The sequence below is a fragment of the Alteromonas sp. 5NW40-0090 genome (assembly GCF_057552975.1).
On sequence record NZ_BAAJLT010000010.1, the window covers coordinates 220,759 to 240,208 of the forward strand.

Consider the following 19,450-nt stretch of genomic DNA (forward strand, 5'->3'; position numbering starts at 1 on the left):
CTTACCTATGCCACCTAACAGTTCAATGAGTTTTCATTGCCAATAGCGAAAGTAATAGTAAAAAATGGTCTATACGCTCACCAATGCGTATTAGCACGGTAATAAAAACCCTCTTACCTTTGCCTAAGTCTTTTTATTTTATACAAATAACCTTGATACTGATCGGGTTATGTCAACATTTCGTAACAAAGAGACTTTTAGACGTCTAGAAGTAAAGACTGGTATTTATAACTTGTTTTAGTACAATATACGACTATTTTGATAATTTAACGCTTACGGAGCATTTATGGCCACGCATTTATTCACATCCGAGTCAGTGTCTGAAGGACATCCGGACAAAATTGCTGATCAGATCTCAGATGCGGTTCTTGACGCAATTTTAGAGCAAGATCCTCGCGCTCGGGTGGCCTGCGAAACGTATGTAAAAACCGGTATGGTTTTAGTAGGTGGTGAAGTCACTACTTCTGCTTGGGTAGATATTGAAGAACTTACCCGTAAAACAGTTAAAGAAATTGGCTATACGCACTCAGATATGGGCTTCGACGCTGACTCATGTGCTGTATTAAACGCAATTGGTAAACAGTCTCCTGACATCAATCAAGGTGTTGACCGCGCAAGCCTAGAAGAACAAGGTGCGGGTGACCAAGGCCTAATGTTCGGTTACGCGAGCGATGAAACTGACGTGCTAATGCCTGCGCCAATCACTTACTCTCACCGTCTTGTTCAAAAACAAGCCGAAGTACGTAAATCTGGTAAGCTAGACTGGTTGCGTCCAGATGCGAAAAGCCAAATTACATTCAAGTACGAAAACGACAAGCCTGTTGGCATCGACGCAGTTGTGCTTTCAACCCAGCACTGCGATTCAGTAAGCACTGAAACCGTACGTGAAGCGGTAATGGAAGAAATCATCAAGCCTGTGCTTCCAAGCGAGTGGATTGATGCCAACACGCGTTTCCACATCAACCCAACGGGACGATTTGTTATCGGTGGGCCAATGGGCGACTGCGGCTTAACGGGTCGTAAAATCATCGTAGACACTTACGGCGGCATGGCCCGTCACGGCGGTGGCGCGTTTTCAGGTAAAGATCCATCCAAAGTAGACCGCAGTGCAGCATACGCGGGTCGTTACGTTGCTAAGAACATTGTTGCAGCGGGTCTTGCAAAGCGTTGTGAAATTCAAGTGTCTTACGCCATCGGCGTAGCAGAGCCAACGTCCATCAGCATAGATACCTTTGGAACAGGCGTGGTAGATGAGAAGACACTGGTTGCATTGGTACGTGAACACTTTGACTTGCGTCCTTACGGCCTTATCCAAATGCTAGATCTTGAGCGCCCAATTTATCGCCCAACAGCTGCATATGGTCACTTTGGTCGTGACGAATTCCCATGGGAAGCAACAGATAAAGCAGAAGCGTTAAAAGCATCGGTTTAATTCGACAATCAAGTAACGCTTTTATACACGCCGTTCAGTTTTATAACGCTTTGGTTTTAAGCGGTTATACAAACTAGCGGCGTTTTTCTATTTAGGCTTTGCTATCTAGCGAAATCAACGAAGCAAATAAAAACAGCAAAGAATATTTTCATCATTTATTTTTTGCGACTATGCTTAATTAACGAACACACTGTTGCTTGTAGTTTCTTGTTGTTTTACAAGCCAAGATAACAACACCTTGGACTCTTCCATGAATGTGGTTAACGGTACTCTCATAGCGCTCACTCTGGCTGTCTCGCTGACTGCTTTGCCCGTATTCGCGAGAAACGATAATAGTAACTACAGCCCAATCCAATTTAAAAGCAAAAAGATAGCTCGCTGGCAGTTAAACAGTACATATCGCGTTCAATCTACAACTGAAAACTTTCTATACGACAACAGCTATACCTATCCAGCAGGTTCACAAGGCTTGTTCAGCGCCAGCCGACAGTTCGACACATGGATTCCACAAAAGGTTTATGCGACCTATAAAACGAACAACACCGCCTTTCAACATTATGCTGAGTGGCTTTATTTACCTCACGATATCGGTACATTTACCCGTTTAGGCTGGCTACTTGGAAAAAACAAAGGGTTAAATATGGCTGTAGAGATAGAGCATAGGCAAGTGGGCGAAGAAGAAAATATGGCCCTTTCCTTGGGTGTGAATTACCTGTTCTGATGAACATGTTAGCTTCCCGCTAACAAAACTCGTTATACACTTACTGTCCGAGTTCATTAAAGCCACTCCTGCATTCACAATCTTTCCTAAGAGACGCTCCTGCAATTTCTGAGTAGGCAATTATCTATGCGATTTAATATTACCCTTGCGTGAGTTCAATGGTTTTCGCATAAGTTTGTTGAATAATCATCGCATCTGAACTTGCTCTATGACGCTTAACATCATGCTCGGCTACAAGACTGTTTTTTACATCGTGCCATTTTTCCATTTGAGGCTCAGTTAAAATATATTCAAGAGCGCGACAGGTGAAAGACATGTCAACATTCGCTGCAGCGTAAAGTTTAATCAGCCAAGGGTTATCCACTACCCATCCGTCGCTGTACACTATAGTGTTTCCTAGAAAATTATTAAGCTCAACACACACTTTATAAGGGTCCTCACCTCGTGCTTGCAGCATTTGCTGAGAAATGCCATGTAGCGACTCAGCTTGCGAGTCCCAATGCACCCAAGAGGCAAATGGTCTAAGCAATTTGCACCACTTTGCACCATCATAGCGCACAATGCCAATCTCTATAGGGTAACTCGCTGCCCCAAAACCACTTGCTTCCACATCTATTATTGTCGGCAGTGTTGTATTTCGCACTTATACTCCAAACTACTGTTCTCCTTAATATGTGTGTCAGTAAAAGAAGATACCTTTCACATAGGTACAGAGAGATTTTTTAAACTACTGTTTAGGGCGCAATTTTAGGCCCCTCACAAAACAACCACTCTACTTTGTACCTCTAACGCAATAGCAGAATCGTGCCACATTGCTATCTACCCGACTAAACTGAAACGGTGTCAAAAAAAGAGAAACTGGCTATAAAAAGCGCAAAATTATACTAAAGAATAATGCGTAAATGGCAAAACGCTTAGCACATTGCTATACACTTTTAGGGTAATCAATCAGGTGGCGACCCCATGCGTGCAAATCTTTTTCTATCAGCGCTCTTCTGCTTTTTTTCTCTCTTAAATTCGTGCCTAGCTGACAACGACCAAGCACCTTTAATTATAGGTATAGATGCCGACCTTTCAGCGGTAGCGGTTGAGGGAGGTATTGCTATTACTCGAGGCGTCGAGCTAGCCGTAGAAGAAATTAACGAAAAGGGCGGGATTCTCGGGCGTAAGCTTAAAGTGATTGCCAAAGACCATCGAGGTAACCCGGCTCGCGGCATATTCAATATTGAACAGTTCGCCCAAATGCCCAACTTGCTAGCTGTAGTCGGTGGAGTTCATACCCCTGTAGTGCTAGCTGAAATAGATATTTTACATGCCAAGAATGTGCTAATGCTGGTACCGTGGGCCGCTGGCACACCAATTATTGATAACCAGCATTTTCCTAATAATGTTTTTCGAGTTTCAGTTCGTGACGCTGAAGCTGCATCAGTACTTATTGACTATGTAAAAACCAGGGGGCTGTCTAACATTGCTTTGGTGCTTGAACGCACAGGCTGGGGCCGCTCTAATCTAGAATCGTTAACTCAAGCTGCGCAATCACATGGCGTAAATATAAGTGCAACTCACTGGATAAATTGGCAGCAAAAAGATTTTTCCGAAGATGCCGCTGCAATTAAAAATTCAAAAGCTGACGGTGTTATATTGGTCACTAACGTACCTGAAGGTACGGTTGTCGTCGACGCATTGGCTGAGCAAGGGTTGAGTTCGCTTCCGGTCGTTTCCCATTGGGGTATTGCTTCAGGTCAGTTTGCATCTCGATTAGCTAACCCCATTAGCGAGTACGATATTTCAGTCCTTCAAACGTTTCACTTCGACCATCAAAAAAATAACAAGGCTAAACAGCTATTAGAAGCCTACTATAATAAATATGGGTTAATTGATGCTGTAGCCATTGACGGTGTCACAGGGCTAGCGCATGCGTATGATTTAATTCATTTAATTGCTATTGCTGCCGATAAAGCAGGTAGTACAGATGTTAACGCGTTGCGTAGCGCCCTCGAATCACTTAAAAACATCCAGGGTGCAGTTAAATACTACAAAGCCCCATTTACAAAAGAACGGCATGATGCGCTTTGGTCAAAGGATTATTTTATGACAAACTTTAATGATAAAGGCCACTTGGTCACAGTAGGCGATAAATAATGCAGCAGGAACATATGAGACTACGTTCTCTATTGCTATCCAGCATGATCCCTAGGCTGGCATTGTTAATCACAGTACTTTCCATCACGCTGTTTGCGCTATCTTTCCATTTTATCGTTAAACAAACTGACCACCTCCAACAGCAATCAGTGAAAGGGTTAGAGCAAGACATCAATTTCATTGTTAGTGATACAACACGTCAGCTAGCAGATTTAGCTGCTAACGACATCATCATCAATTCGCTGGTAGATATAGAACAGCGGGACAACTACCTTCCTATGTTTTTTCGCTCTTTGAATCTTACCCAAGCAAAGAGTGTTGAATTTGCGCTGTTTGATTTTGCTGGAAAAAAGGTTATTGATAAAAATTGGAGTGCGGCGCTTCCTGAGTCGTTAAGTAATGCGTGGCGCCAGCAAACCTTAGGTTCATCGAATACGTTTTCTTCTGTATCACAGTATGGCGTAGTCATTAGCGTTCCTGTCTTACTAAACGGCGTCTCTGAAGGTGCCCTTGTGATGTACGTTGACAGCCTTCAATCATTACTTGCGCCTTATCCACGCCTCACAAATCAGTTAGTCACTGATGCTAACGGAAATGTTCTGTTTAGCAGTGAGCCCGCACTCATTGCTCCAAGTTCAAAGTTTTCAAACTTTAATCAAAGTGGCTATTCTATCAAGCAAACGAGTTGGAAGAACTTGCAGTTATACAGCGTAAAACCAACGATTACTGCATACAGAGAGATGGCTTGGACAGGCATCGTTTTAGTTTCAATGATAGTGGGGTTTATCTTCATCATATTGCATATGGTGCGCATGACCGGCACCTTGGCAGAGCGTACACTTTCAACGCTGTACAAGGATATAAAAAATCAACTTACCAGTAAAAAAGCAGCGTCTCTTCAAAATGACCAGCCAACAGAGGCCAAAGAGCTGGCAGACATCAGAGCCGCTTTTGATAAGCTTATTTGGGACCTAACAGAAGTATCGCTGTCCAACGAGCAATTTTCGAATGTACTGGAATCGATGGGCGATATGCTGGTGGTAGTCGACCCGAATCAGGAAATCCTGCTTGCAAATAAGCGCTTCGAAGGTTTTTGCGACGACCAATACGGCGAAAAAAATTCAATCCTAAAACTGATAGTACGAAAGCTAGCAGAGAAGCAGAGCGAAGAGCTTACGCATTTTTCAGTAACCACAGGCAAAGAGCGTTACATTCGATGGACGAAGGCATCGTTAGCCGATGCTACGGGGAATATTCGTGGCAATATATATGTAGGAAGTGATGTTACCGAACAGCGCGCGTTAGAAAGCCATGTCAACGTGCTCACCCATGCGATGGATGAAGCAACGGTTTCGATTATTATTTCTGACGTTAAACGGGTCGGTCAGCCAATTATTTATGTGAATAGCGCATTTGAGGAATTAACTGGCTACAATCGCAGCGAAATCATTGGGCACAACTGCCGCTCAATGCAGGGTGATGAGACCAGTAAGCAAACCGTTGAACAAATTCGCAATGCCATAGCAACCCGCGAGCCCATTGAAACAACGCTAGTTAATTATAAAAAAGACGGGAGCCTTTTCTATAACAGATTAAATTTGACGCCGGTTAAAACGAACGGCGAAGTTACCCACTATATCGGTTTTCAACAAGATGTTACACAGCAAAGGCAAACTGAACAATTTCTTCAAGATGCAAGAGAGAAGGCAGAAGAGTCTGCTCGACTGAAATCTAGTTTCTTAGCCAGTATGAGTCATGAAATTCGCACACCTATCCACGGGATATCCGGCGTTTTACAGCTAATGGCTAACTCTGAGCTGACTGAAGAGCAGAAGCATTATCTTTCTTTGGCGAAGTTCAGCATTCAAGGCCTTCTGCATATTGTGAATGATATTTTGGACTTCTCTAAAATTGAAGCCGGTCAGTTACAAATTGAAGAGAACCCTTTCGACATTTTAGATTCACTTGAAAACCTTCAAAGTCAGTACGCCATCATGTGCCAAGAAAAAGGCCTTGAGCTACACTTCCACTTTGACTTACAAGGCTTCCACGTTGTCCAAGGTGATGATGTACGCTTCAGGCAAATTCTGTCGAACCTGTTAGGTAACGCTGTCAAGTTTACTGACGCTGGGCATATTGATGTTACGACTAGCATCAAGCAAAACACTGACGATAGTCTTACACTTTTATGTAGTGTGAAAGACACGGGAATAGGTATCGCTCAAGATAAACAAGCCACCATTTTCGAAGTCTTTACACAAGAAGACCTGTCTACTACCCGTAAGTTTGGTGGCACTGGACTTGGCTTATCAATAAGCAAGCAGCTTTGCGAACTCATGGGTGGTGATATAACGCTTGAAAGTGTCAAAGGTAACGGAAGTACGTTCTCTTTCACTATTTCACTTGAGCCTGCTGATGAGACGTTACTGAAACCCGCGCACCATGCATCAGCTTTGACGCGAGAAAAAGGAAAGAAACGCAAAGTCTTGATTGTCGAAGATAATGATATTAACCAAATTATCGTGAAGCAGCACCTGAATAACCATACTACGCTTAGCGCTAAATCTGGCTTAGAGGCACTAGAAGCATTGAATAAAATGAAAGTGACCTTTGATGTCATTTTGATGGATTGCCAAATGCCAGAAATGGATGGCTTTGAAGCAACTAAGCGCATTAGAAATGGTGAGGCAGGAGAGCGATACCTTAACGTGCCTATCATCGCACTCACTGCAAATGCGATGAAAGGTGACAAAGAGCGCTGTGTAAAAGTGGGTATGGATGACTATTTGAGTAAACCTTTCGACGCTGTTGATCTCATTGATAAAGTTGAGCATTGGGCGAGTGTTGAAAGGAACAGTGTAATGGTTTGAGTCTATCGCTACGCTGTCGCCTTTTGACGAGAGCGTTTTACAGCAAATGGAAATTTTATCGATTGGATTAAAAGGCAAAGACAAACCAGCGTCATGCCAACCCACCCCACCGGCTTGAATACTTCACCAATTAGAAAAATAGCGAAAAGTGTCGCAACCAATGGCTCAATTAACGTAATAAGCGTAGCTTTACTCGCCTCGGTAGTGCGAAGACCATAGCCAAATAATAAATAACCAAGAAACATTGGCACCACAGCCATATAGAGTGAAACGCTAATGTGGATAGTGTTAGCAAACAAGTTTTGACCGGTAAACCAGAGGGAAGGCAACAGAGCAACGGCAGCGCAACCGAAAAGTCCGGCCATGGCAGATTTTGAATTTGCGCCAGCGTCAATGTGTTGCTTCGCAGCCCATGAGTACCCCGCGTAAGTTAAACCGGCAATTAAACCCAATATAACGCCGAACACCTGATCATCTTTAGATGCTGACAACGCCATTGCGTCGTGTGCCTTACCCATGGCTAACATGCCAATCCCAAACGCACCAAACACAAAACTAATAAACCATTTTAAAGACACGGGCTTTTTACTTAAAAAGTACTCTAAAAGCGCAGCGAATAGTGGTGCACTGGCGATAGAAACCACGGTGCCTATGGCAACGCCTGACAAACGCATTGAGCTGTAAAAGGCCAGCGGATAAATTGCAACACATGCACTGCCAAACAGAAAGGTCAGTGGTGTAGAAAAAAGAATAGGTGCATCCTTTACCAGTGATTTTCGGGCACTAACACAAAGCAATACACCGCCTATACCCATTGCAAAGGCACCGATTGCCAGAGGACTGATTTCTGGAGCGAACTGAGCGGCAGTGCCTGTTGTCCCCCACAAAAAGCTTGCGATAACAATTGCTAAGACCCCTTTCACTACATCGCTTGTATTCACTGCTTTCTCCACTCTATTACTCACCTTCTTAGCTTTAACTGTTGAACAATGCTTTCATGTTGTACTTTCTAATTAACCCATCAGCTTTTACTGTGACGCTGATATAAACCGATTGCTGCCGCTTGCTTTTATCACTCAGTCATTTTTGCTCTTAGGGTCAACACCATTTTCATAAAGATGATACTTAGATTATTGCTTTTGTAATTAGCCAGATAGACGCTTCTTTTGACCTTTTAGACGCACATTCACCACACACTTGCAGTTAACACCTAATTAACAAGTAAAACGTACTGAATTAGAGACAGCAAAAAATGAAATATTTGTTTCGCAAGTTATGGAAATAACCCAACTTTTTTGCCACATTACGCCCTTGCCTGATAACAAAATAGAAACAACCAACCTGGATGGACTTATGTTTAAAATAGAAAAAGCGTCGTTTAGACGAAGCACACTTAGCGTTGCGGTAATGGGGCTGCTTAGCTCTGGTGCAATGGCGCAGGACATACAACAAAAGGATGATGATGACTTTGAGCAGATCATAGTAACTGCAACAAAGCGTGCAGAATCCATTGAAGACATTCCTTTTTCAATCAACGCACAAACGCAGCGAGACTTTGAACGCAGCGGTGCAGGAAACTTAGAAGACGTCGCAAGAAACGTGGCGAGCGTCTCAATTCAAAACTTAGGACCAGGCCAAAGCCAAGTATCTATGCGTGGCGTTTCAGCCGGTCAAATTGTACGAGACCAACCAGGCGTTAAAGAGCAGGTCGGCGTATACCTTGATGAAAGCGTGATCTCGCTGTCTTTATTTACTCCAGATCTCGACCTTTTCGACCTTAACCGCATTGAAACCCTGCGCGGTCCGCAAGGTACGCTTTTTGGATCTGGCTCTATCGGCGGAACCCTTCGCTACATCACCAATCAGCCCGAGTTAGATACCTTTGAAGGTAAGTTTGAAGCTAATCTTAATAGTGTCACAGACGGTGGCGTGGGCGGTCACGTTAAGGGCATGGTAAACGTACCTATTTCCGACACCATTGCCATGCGCGCGGTGGTATACCGCACTGATTACGCAGGCTTTATAGATGCGTTAGGTGAAAACGGTGCGTTTCGCGAAGACGTTAACGACGGCGATAGAACTGGCGGACGCGTAGCGTTCGTTATTGCTCCCAACGATAAGCTCACCATTACGCCACGACTCATCTTCCAAGAATTGGAAATGAACGGGTTTAACAGGCAGGAAGTGTATAACGTGTTTGCTACCCCTTACACAACGACCCGCCCAGCTATTCAATTGGGCGAACGTGAACAGTACCTACTGCTTGAAGAGGGATTCTCTGACGATACCTTTATTGCTGATGTTACCGCTGAATATCAAGCTGACGTTGCTGACTTTACCTTCGTATATAGCTATACCGATCGCGACATTTTGGTGAGCCGTGATGCCAGCGCACTGTCGGGCTCTGTAAGTATCGACTTAGGGTTCCCGGATGAAGCGGTGTTATTGCCATCGAACCTGCTGGACAGAACCGAAGTAGAACAAGATACCTTTGAACTTCGTGCAGCATCGAATGACGATGGCGCACTAGACTGGTTAGTTGGTGCTTTTTATTCTTCCACTGAGCGTGTTTACGACCAATCGCTCCCTACCCCTGGATATGACGCCTTTACCGACGCTACGCTAGGCGAAGGCACGTCGGCAGCCGTTGCCAATGGCTTTGAAGCGGATTCTCCCTACAACGCCTATTTACCTTACGACTTAAAGCAGCTTGCTGTGTTTGGTGAGGTGAACTATCAAGTGAACGATGACTTCAAAATGACCGTAGGCTCTCGTTTTTACGATTATGAAGAAGAGCGTCAGTTTATTTCCGGCGGCTTATTTGCCAACGGCGACAATCAGACCGATTCCACAGAATCAGATGGCTTTACCTCCCGCGTTATTGGGCAATATAGCGTAAACGAAAACGTAAACTTAAATGCTCAAGTTTCTCAAGGATTTAGGCTTGGCGGTGTAAATGACCCACTAAATAGAAGTCTGTGTACCGACCAAGATGAAGCCATCTTTGGTTCGTTCCAAGACTATGACGATGAAAAGCTCACCAACTATGAGATTGGTATGAAATCATCAGGTCGCGGATGGACAGCGAATATCTCGGCTTTCTATAACGACATTGAAGATCTTCAGGTTACGTTGGATGCTGGCTCTTGCTCGTCACGAGTGTCATTTAACGTGCCTGACGCCCACACCCAGGGTATTGAATTTGAGCTTACACGTCAGTTTACTGACCAGCTCTTTTTCTCATTAACGGGCAGTATCATTGAAGCCGAGTTTGATTCAACCGTTGTTGACGGTGATGGTGCGGTGCTAGGTGGCGTAGAAGACGGTAACCGCTTAGCGTCAGTACCTGAAGAGAGCTTTGCCATCGCATTTACTTACGATTTAGCGCAGCCTTTATTCTCTTCAAACAGCACCTATTTCCAAGGCTCTTATCAGTACGTGGGTGACCGTATAACCCAGCCTAGTGACCAAGTTGCGGGCGCAGGTGTATTCAGTTGTGGCCTTGCCTTTGGCGGTGCTACTGGCGCAGAAACAACAGAATTAGACTTGTTGTTAGACGACTACGGCACGCTTAATATGAGCTTCGGTCTTACCTACGATGACTATGAAATATTGCTGTATGCAAACAACCTGTTCGACGAAAACGCGCAGCTATCCTTTGATAGAGAACGTGGTGGACGAGCTCGACTTGGATTTACAGTGAACCAGCCTCGTACAGTCGGCGCAACGTTCCGTTACTTCTTCCAGTAACGAGCGATAAATGTCTCTGCCTGATGGTTTACTTTCAGGTAGAGGCTTCACCTGCTTTTAGGAAAAGAGTGGAGTTGGCCGTAAGCCGGGTTCTGTCGTGGGCAACCATTCCTCTAGATCAGCAATCGCTCACTGATTCAAGCAACCTACCCGATCCCCATGCGGGCCACACGTTGAGGGATCCTATTTGGTCTTGCTCCGGGTGGAGTTTACCTTGCCACACTCTGTTACCAGAGGTGCGGTGCGCTCTTACCGCACCCTTTCACCCTTACCGGCATGTAAACATGCTTAGGCGGTCTTCTCTCTGCTGCACTTGTCGTCGGCTCACGCCGCCCAGACGTTATCTGGCACCCTGCCCTCTGGAGCCCGGACTTTCCTCCCCTTTCTTACGAAAGCGGCGATTGCCTGGCCAACTCCGCGGCGCATTCTACATGAAGTCCCCTACAATAGCACCCTATTCCTGCTCGCTGTAAAAGCAGTGCTCAACGGCGCTTTTATCGAGCAGTTTGGTGATAATGAAAATTTGATCGCCCATTTCTATTTTGGTACTTCCTTTAGGTATAAGGGTTTCTTCACCACGGGCAATCATCGCCACTACCGTATTATCGGGAAGGGTTAATTCGCTAATGGTTTTATGTAGTGCCGGTGATAACTTCGATACCTCTATTTCTATAAGCTCGCGCTTGCTCTTAGCGACTTTTACAATCTCCAGCGTGCTCGATTCCTTTACTTCATCGTCCAACACTAAACCTAACTTACGCGCCGCATAGGGTAAGGTGGAACCTTGCAATAGGGCGGAAATAAGCACGATAAAGAACACCACATTAAAAATGAGCTCGGCATATGGCATACCAAATATTAGCGGGAAAATAGCTAAAATAATTGGCACCGATCCGCGTAACCCCACCCATGAGATAAGCAATGACGATTTGAACGAGAACTTCGATAGTAGCAATATAGGCATAACCACCAGCGGACGGGCAATAAAAATAAGCACAAAGGCAATTAAAAGGCCTTCTTTCCAATTAACAAACAGCTCAGTGGGCGTTACCAACAAACCTAAGATAACGAACATGGCAATTTGCCCAAGCCAAGCCAGCCCGTCTAAAAACACAAAAGTATTGCGCTGATAAGCAAAGCGGCTATTACCCACGATAACACCCGTAATAAAGGTAGCAAGGAAACCACTGCCATTTAAATTCGCAGCAAGGCCAAAAGACAATACACCAAACAACATCACAAATACTGGGTACAAGCCGATGGCCATTAAGGTGACGCGTCTGAAAAGCCATACTGCAATACCGCCAATGGCAAGACCCACTATCGCCCCTACTCCCATTTGACTGGCAAACAGCGAAAGTAAGTCAACGGGCTTAGTGGCGCTGTCTTGAATAAGGGTTATTAGGCCAATTGTGAGGAAGATGGCCATTGGATCGTTCGAGGCACTTTCCAGCTCTAGTGTGGATTTTATTTTTGAAGGAATGCGTATACCAGCGTTGCGCAAAACAGAAAACACTGCTGCGGCGTCTGTCGACCCTACAATAGCACCAAGCAATAAGCCCTTATAAAGCGGTAAATCGAGAATAACCATAGCAGCGATACCGGTGACCACTGCCGTACCAATTACGCCAAAGGTGGCGAGCAACGCGGCGGGTTTCCACGCCTGCGCTATGGATTTCTTTGACGTTTGCAGACCGCCATCAAATAGGATGAGAATAAGCGCAAATGTACCAATAGCATGCGCAGCGTCAGCATTATCAAAGAAGATTCGGCCGATACCATCTTCTCCAGCCAACATACCTACACCAAGGAATAAAACTAAAACAGGTACGCCAAAACGCGGGGACAATTTACTCGCCAGCACGCCCAAAATGGCAAGCACTGCACTGAGCAAAATAATGTGATCAACTGCAAACATTATACGTTCCTTATTGTCCTTGATGCTCTCACGCAAGTTATTGGGGTATGCGTGAACGCATCAAGGGATCCTGTTAATACTGCTACCTTACCGCGTTTTTGCACCAATGTATTGAGGTACAAAAGCCCGCCGATGTATTGGCGTTAAGGAACTTGTGCCGCTTAAGGGATGTGCGACAACGAAGCCTTAATTTCTTCAGCAGTAGGCTTTAACTGCGCTTTGCCTTGTTTCTCTCTTCTGCTGCCCAACAAGTACAATAGCGTAGCGGTGATAAACAAGGTCGATGACGTGCCAATCACCACAGCAAAAACCATAGGGACTGCAAAACTTTCTACTGCATCACCGCCAAAAATAGCCATCGGTAACAAGGCCAACAGCGTGGTAACGGAAGTGAATACCGTGCGGCTTAACGTGCTGTTCACGGCCTCATTAATGGTATCTGCCAATGGCTTGTTTGGGTCTAAACGCAATAATTCACGGATGCGATCAAGCACCACCACCTTATCGTTTATAGAGTAACCAATAAGCGCCAATAGTGCCGCGACAGCCGTTAAGTTAAATTCGATGCCCGTTAGCGCGAAAAAGCCTATGGTTTTGGTTAAATCGAGTATCACGGTTAGCAGCGCTGCGCTCGCGAAATGCGCTTCAAAGCGTGCCCACAGATACACCAACATGCCGCCACCTGCGATAAGCAATGCTAGAATGGATAGCTCGGCGAAGCCTCCGCTGACTTTGGGTCCAACCATATCAATTTTATCAAAACTGACCTCACTGTCGGCTTGCGAAATCGCACGCTTTAGTGCGTCAGTCTGTTTTGCATTGTTATTTTCTAGCTCGCCACTGCTATCTAGAACAGGTGCTCGTAATAAATAGTGATGTTCACTGCCATATTCTTGAATCGCTATCTGCTCAAAGCCATTGCTTTCAATCACATTCCTTAGCTCATCGGTAGTAAGGGTTTGTGCGGTCAACTCAATCATGGTGCCACCGGTAAAGTCGACGCCATAATGTAAGCCAGGCTTAGCAAACAAGCCGATTGAAAGCACGGTTAGCACTACCGAAACAGCGAGTGCAGTTTTACGCTTTGCCAGAAAATTAATACCGCTAAGCTTATCGCTTAACCGCAAAAGAGGTGATGAAAAGCGCAAAGGAACACGCTGCTGCGCGCGATCTTGAGTATTCTTTTGCTTCGACTTAACCACTCTTAGCATTAACATTTTAGTTAAGGCTACAGCAGTAAATACCGAAGACACCAGACCAAGGGCAATGGTAATTGCAAACCCTTTAATAGGGCCGCTACCAAACATAAACAACAAGCTTACCGCTATTAGTGTGGTGAAGTTCGAATCTACTATTGTTGCAAATGCTTTTTCAAAGCCCAGTTCTATTGCACTGGCTGCCGGACGACCTTTCTTACTTTCTTCACGAATACGTTCATTAATCAAAATGTTCGCGTCTACCGCCATGCCCATGGTCAGGATTAAACCTGCAATGCCCGGTAACGTCAGTGTTGCGCCAAACAGGGTTAAAGCGCCAAACACCAACGCCATATTGATACAAAGAGCAAAACTTGCGATAGCGCCCCACCTGCCGTAAATCGCCACCATAAATGCCAATACCAGTAACGCGCCTGCCACGCCGCTTTCCACTCCGGTTTGAATGGCATCGCTGCCTAAATCTGGCCCCACCGTGCGTTCTTCTATAATGGTAAGTGGCACAGGTAGCGCACCAGTTCGAAGCATTAGTGCAGTGTTGCCCGCCTCGGGCAATGTAAAGTTACCGGTTATTTCACCACGACCACCTGGGATCACGCTATTTATGACGGGGGCTGTAACCACTTTGTCGTCAAGGACGATAGCAAGTACACGGCCGATGTTGTCACGTGTCATAGTGGCAAACTGCTTGGCACCTGCGCTGTCTAATCGGAACGTCACTACTGGCTGGCCATTTTCACTACTTAAGACACCTGCCGCATCAGTAATATGCTCACCTTCTAGCGCCACTTTTTGCTCTAAACGATAGGTATTACCCGCCGCATCTTGCTTATTCATAACCTGCTCAGACTGGCTATTCGCGGCCCAGTGAAAAGTCATTTGTGCGGTAGTGCCCAATAATTTTTTAACTTGGGTGGGGTCAGACATACCCGGCATCTGAACTAAAATGGCATCTTTACCTTGTAGCGTAACGCTAGGCTCAGTAAGCCCTGTTTCGTTCAAACGCTTTCGAACTACTTCAACACTTCGGCTTAACGTGTCTTTAACCAGTTGTTCGGTATATAGCTCGTTAAGCGTAAGAGTAACGGTGCTTTGCTTTATCTCTACATCAAGTGCGCTTGAACCATTTGGCTGAGCGGAAATTTGATATGCGGCGTCTTTAACCTTTCTCGCATCATCTGCATTACGCAAAGTAAAAACGATACTTCCTGAGCGACTATCACTTCCCGCTTTATGGTTAAGTGAATGAGAGCTTTTTGTATAGCGCACGTTTTGACTGCGCAATTCGCTAAGTAAGTCACTCGAAAAGCTGTTGAGTTGCTTTTCAAACAAGGCGTTGGTGTCTGCGGCTAATAGTAGATGCGAGCCTCCTTGCAAATCTAAGCCTAAAGATAGTGTTGAAGTGGTGTACCACGTAGGTAGTTGCTGTTTAATTGATTGTGGCAATATGTTGGGCGCTGCGCTCAGCAAACCGAGCATAACGACGAGCACATACACAAAGCCACGAAATGAAAATCGTGCCATTTTGAAATCCTGAATAAAAATGCTTTTTTAAGGTCGCCAAATTTAAGATCACAACAGGTGTGCTCCCGTGTTGACGCATATGAGTTGTTAAATCAGGATAAAGGGTGGTGCGCGAGGGCTTGGTTTAACCCACCTTTGTGGCCGAAAAGAAACGTCTGCTGAACGTGTATTGACAGCAAAAAGGCCGGCATAAACCGAGTGCAACGAAGCAGGTATTAGCCCTAAGAGATCGGCATCGGTAGGCTGCTCACTGCTGTTGTCCGTCAGCTTGCTGGCGTTAAACCGCAGAGAGTAGCTTTGCGAGTTATGAACAAACTTAGCAAGCGGTGACTGTGATGTTACCTCGGCATTACTCGCTACATCAGGTAGCTGAAACCCGGTACTAACAACCAGATACGACAATACCCACGCCATGAGGAAAGGCGCAAATGTAGAGGGGTAAAAGCGTTTAAAGGTTATATTCACCAGAGTTCAATTCGCAGTTAGAAGTAGTGATTGTGGTGTGTAAGCGATTAATAGTGGGGGCTAAAAAAGCAAATTCAATTGCTGTAGTAAAAAGAGCCCATCCTAAGGGCTCTTTTTACATTTCGTGTTTACGAGTGACATGGGTTTGCACTAAACATCACTTTAATAATGAAAGTTACGCGATTGCAATAACGTCTTCTTTCGCCAAGCGCGCTTTTGGAAGGCCGTAATTCCAATCTTTCTCAGTATCTGGGTAACCAATCGCTAATGCGACTTCACACACGTGACCGTCCAGTTCATCTCTAAACAATTCACCAAGTAACTCAGGATCAACCCCTTCCATTGGCGTAGATGCTATGCCTAAACGCGCCAGCGTGTGAAGAACATTGCCTAACGCTAGATAAACTTGCGCTTTGGTCCAAGCCGCATTATTACCGTCTTCGTCGGTGTTCGCTTCAGCAAAGGCATAAGCGCCCATGAAGTTTTCACGCATATCATCAGGTAAATGACCTGACGATACTTCTGCATCGACTCGCTTCACAAATTTCTCTTTTGTAAATTTAGGGTCATAGGCAAACAGAATGGTATGCGATGCTTCTTTAGCGTGATGCTGATTAAACTGATGTTTATTAGCAAAGCTATCGTGTAAACGCTGCTTGGCTTGATCACTCTCAACAACCACAAACTTCCAAGGTTGTGAATTAATTGAAGACGCCGATAATCTCAAAGCCTCAAGTATTGTCGCCAAATCACCTGCTGAAATGCGTTTATTTGCATCGTACTGCTTAACTGTGTAACGCTTATTTAAATCTTCAATAATTGGATGAGACACTACTAACTCCTCAATAAAGTCGGGATTAAATCAAAAGTTGTGCGCATGATATCGATTCAGCTTTTCAATGATAAGCCCGATAAAAGATGAATCAGTTTCAAATTTATTTTGACAATAATTTGAGTTAGGAAAGCTAAATGATAAGAGGGTAATATAAAGTTCTGTTGATACTCGCTTAGAATAGATTACTCCTTGCAGAACATTAAGTTTGAAGGGCTAAAATTAGAAATTTCTTATGTAAAAGTAAGTAAATTCAGTACTTTTCATGCCACTCTCATCAACTAAAGGTTCATTGATAAGATCACATAACTCACCTACTATTACTAAGACATTCTCAATATCTTAAGACTAACGCCTCTAACTTCTTCATACGGAAATCTAATAATCTTACTTTGATATGACCCAAACCCACGAAACCACCACAGGGCAACGAGAGATGATGCAGGTTCGTCATCGACGTAGGTTTACGCTTTGTCAAATCTTAACGCTTATCGGCGTACTTTTTCTGTTCGCATTAGGTAGTCTAAGCCTATACAACCACGCCTTATTGCTTGGAAGCATATTGATAAGTAGTGCGCTAGTTGGTTTGGTTAACCTTTATCTTTTGAAGCGAACAGGTAATGTAGAAAGGGCCGCCATTGTATTAAGCGGCATCTTATTTGTTTTATGTATTTGCCTGCTTATTACAGGTGGAAAAGACAACACCGGCATGTTGTGGATATATCCCATTGCGGCAATTAACTTATTTATTAATCGTTTTTGGCCTGCGGTTGTCGTCTTCTGCATTTTTAGTATTACCAGTATTCTTCTTTTATTTACGCCACTTTCTAGCTTATTGATGACGAGCTACACGCTTGTTGAAGCAATACGTTTTATTCTAACAACGTTGGCCTTGAATCTAATTTGTCTTGCCGCACTGCGTTCTGAAGAACAGTCATACGAGACGATTATTAAACTGCACGATGATGACATCAGGCAAATGGCGTTCTACGACAAATTAACCGGTCTTCCGAACAGGTGGAATTTCAAAACAAACTTACAACGAGTTATTGATAGAGCCACCAAAGATAAACAAAAAGTAGGGCTACTTTATATAGACCTAGATAACTTCAAACAGGTTAATGATCAGTATGGTCATGAAATGGGTGACAAACTCTTGCTCAAGTTTAGTGAAGAGTTATGGAGTGAAATCCGCCCGTCAGACCAAGTACTGAAACCTCTAGAGGAAAGTATTGCCAGGCTTGCGGGTGACGAATTCGTGGTACTGCTACCAAATATTAAAAATACGTTCGATGCGGGTACAGTGGCAGCACGGATTTTAAACATTTTTGACGGTGGCTTCGAGGTGGATGGTATTACTCACCTAACTTACGCCAGTATTGGTATTGCGGTTTTCCCCGATGACACAGTAGAGCCCAGTGAACTACTTCATTACGCTGATACAGCAATGTATGACGCGAAACAAAACGGTCGAAATTGTTATAAATTTTTTACCCAAGAGATTGCGGAAACCATCAAACAACGCCAAAAAATGGAGAATGGATTAAGGGCGTCGCTGGAGAGCCACCAATTCACTTTGGCATTCATGCCCATTTTCAATTGTGATAACGACGACATTGTTGCCGTTGAAGCACTGCTTAGATGTAAAGCCCCAGAGTTAGAAGGTATAGGGCCTGATCAATTTATTCCGGTTGCTGAATCAACAGGACTTATAAAAGAAATTGATTTGTGGGTACTAGAGCACGCTTTGCAAAGACTTGTAGTATTGCAGCAGCAACATAACTTCACAGGAAAGATGTGCATCAATATATCTGGCGTGGAGTTAACCAACGAAAACTTTCCACCTCTGGTTAAACGTTTACTTGAAACACACAAGGTAAATCCTTGTAGCATAGAATTAGAAGTCACTGAAACCGCATTGGTTGCTGGAGATAAAACCTGTTTAGAAACCCTTAATGCGTTAAATGAACTAGGTGTTTCCTTAGCACTCGACGACTTTGGAACGGGTTATACTGCATTCAGCCAACTTATCCACTACCCCGCCGACTGCCTTAAGATTGATCGCTCTTTTGTTAGTGATTTATTTTCTGAAAAAGAGCCACGAAGCAAAATGGTGCTAATTATACAAAACCTTGCTGAGCTTTACGGTTTACGGGTTATCGCGGAAGGGGTTGAAACTGAAGAGCAGTTAAACTACTTAAAGAGACATGGCTGTGACTGGGCACAGGGGTATTTCTTATCTCGCCCCTTACTTTGGGATGATTTAATTAAGCGTCTAGCTGGATAAAAGTAAAACTAAGATAACATCCTTTTTATAACGAAAAGCCCCTCTATTGAGGGGCTTTCACATTAAAAAACGAAATATATTCGCATTTTAATGTTTACAGTAAATAAGTCGTTTAATACTGCCCAGTAAAATCAATAAGTGGGTGGAACCTTATTTTTAATAAAGATGTTTAAAAAAATCAATCTCATAGTCGAAACTTTGTCAGTAGCTGCCTTCCCCAAACTAGTACTTAAGCGACAGCTATGAGGCCTTTAGCGGACGTTGGACATAACTTTTGCGAAAGTCCGCTTCAGAC

Annotated in this window: 12 protein-coding genes and 1 other RNA gene; 6 read left to right on the forward strand and 7 right to left on the reverse strand. The window is 44.2% G+C overall.

The genetic code is table 11. From position 1 onward, the window contains the following. Nucleotides 1–286 precede the first annotated feature (286 nt). Both metK and AC27KT_RS14185 read left to right on the forward strand, forming a co-directional pair. The gene (gene metK, locus AC27KT_RS14180) at nt 287–1,432 is read left to right on the forward strand and encodes a methionine adenosyltransferase (RefSeq protein ID WP_487130970.1); all 1,146 of its coding nucleotides are present in this window, start codon (nt 287–289) and stop codon (nt 1,430–1,432) included. Nucleotides 1,433–1,682: 250 nt separating this feature from the next. After that, entirely contained in the window at nt 1,683–2,153 is a 471-nt protein-coding gene (locus tag AC27KT_RS14185; protein WP_487130972.1) for a hypothetical protein, read from the forward strand. 139 nt (nt 2,154–2,292) lie between these two features. Here the strand turns inward: AC27KT_RS14185 and AC27KT_RS14190 are convergent, their stop codons facing one another. Beyond that, nucleotides 2,293–2,796 (reverse strand): 3'-5' exonuclease, encoded by a 504-nt coding sequence (locus tag AC27KT_RS14190; RefSeq protein ID WP_487130974.1) that lies wholly within the window; start codon nt 2,794–2,796, stop codon nt 2,293–2,295. A 320-nt stretch (nt 2,797–3,116) separates the two neighbouring features. Between AC27KT_RS14190 and AC27KT_RS14195 the strand changes: the two genes are divergently transcribed. Further along, complete coding sequence (locus tag AC27KT_RS14195) at nt 3,117–4,295, forward strand: ABC transporter substrate-binding protein (RefSeq protein ID WP_487130976.1); 1,179 nt, start codon at nt 3,117–3,119, stop codon at nt 4,293–4,295. 14 nt (nt 4,296–4,309) lie between these two features. Further along, entirely contained in the window at nt 4,310–7,165 is a 2,856-nt protein-coding gene (locus AC27KT_RS14200) for an ATP-binding protein (protein ID WP_487130978.1), read from the forward strand. A gap of 8 nt (nt 7,166–7,173) precedes the next feature. Here the strand turns inward: AC27KT_RS14200 and AC27KT_RS14205 are convergent, their stop codons facing one another. After that, entirely contained in the window at nt 7,174–8,118 is a 945-nt protein-coding gene (locus AC27KT_RS14205) for a DMT family transporter (protein WP_487130980.1), read from the reverse strand. Between the two features lie 400 nt (nt 8,119–8,518). On the opposite strand from AC27KT_RS14205, the gene AC27KT_RS14210 reads away from it, so the two are divergent. Next, the gene (locus tag AC27KT_RS14210; RefSeq protein ID WP_487130982.1) at nt 8,519–10,915 is read left to right on the forward strand and encodes a TonB-dependent receptor; all 2,397 of its coding nucleotides are present in this window, start codon (nt 8,519–8,521) and stop codon (nt 10,913–10,915) included. Between the two features lie 66 nt (nt 10,916–10,981). Here the strand turns inward: AC27KT_RS14210 and rnpB are convergent. From rnpB to AC27KT_RS14235, 5 genes are all read right to left on the reverse strand, one after another. Next, nucleotides 10,982–11,332, reverse strand: an RNA gene (gene rnpB, locus AC27KT_RS14215) — RNase P RNA component class A. A gap of 37 nt (nt 11,333–11,369) precedes the next feature. Then, on the reverse strand, nt 11,370–12,833 hold the full coding sequence (locus AC27KT_RS14220; protein ID WP_487130984.1) for a potassium/proton antiporter: 1,464 nt from the start codon (nt 12,831–12,833) through the stop codon (nt 11,370–11,372). A 161-nt stretch (nt 12,834–12,994) separates the two neighbouring features. Further along, nucleotides 12,995–15,571: a protein translocase subunit SecD gene (gene secD / locus AC27KT_RS14225; protein WP_487130986.1), complete on the reverse strand. Its 2,577-nt coding sequence runs from the start codon at nt 15,569–15,571 to the stop codon at nt 12,995–12,997. An 87-nt stretch (nt 15,572–15,658) separates the two neighbouring features. Next, a complete protein-coding gene (locus AC27KT_RS14230) occupies nt 15,659–16,036 on the reverse strand; it encodes a hypothetical protein (protein ID WP_487130988.1) in 378 nt (125 codons plus the stop codon). 175 nt (nt 16,037–16,211) lie between these two features. After that, the gene (locus AC27KT_RS14235; protein WP_487130990.1) at nt 16,212–16,868 is read right to left on the reverse strand and encodes an NAD(P)H-dependent oxidoreductase; all 657 of its coding nucleotides are present in this window, start codon (nt 16,866–16,868) and stop codon (nt 16,212–16,214) included. 397 nt (nt 16,869–17,265) lie between these two features. Here AC27KT_RS14235 and AC27KT_RS14240 point away from each other — a divergent pair, with 397 nt between their 5' ends. Continuing rightward, nucleotides 17,266–19,155: a putative bifunctional diguanylate cyclase/phosphodiesterase gene (locus AC27KT_RS14240; RefSeq protein ID WP_487130992.1), complete on the forward strand. Its 1,890-nt coding sequence runs from the start codon at nt 17,266–17,268 to the stop codon at nt 19,153–19,155. Nucleotides 19,156–19,450 lie beyond the last annotated feature (295 nt).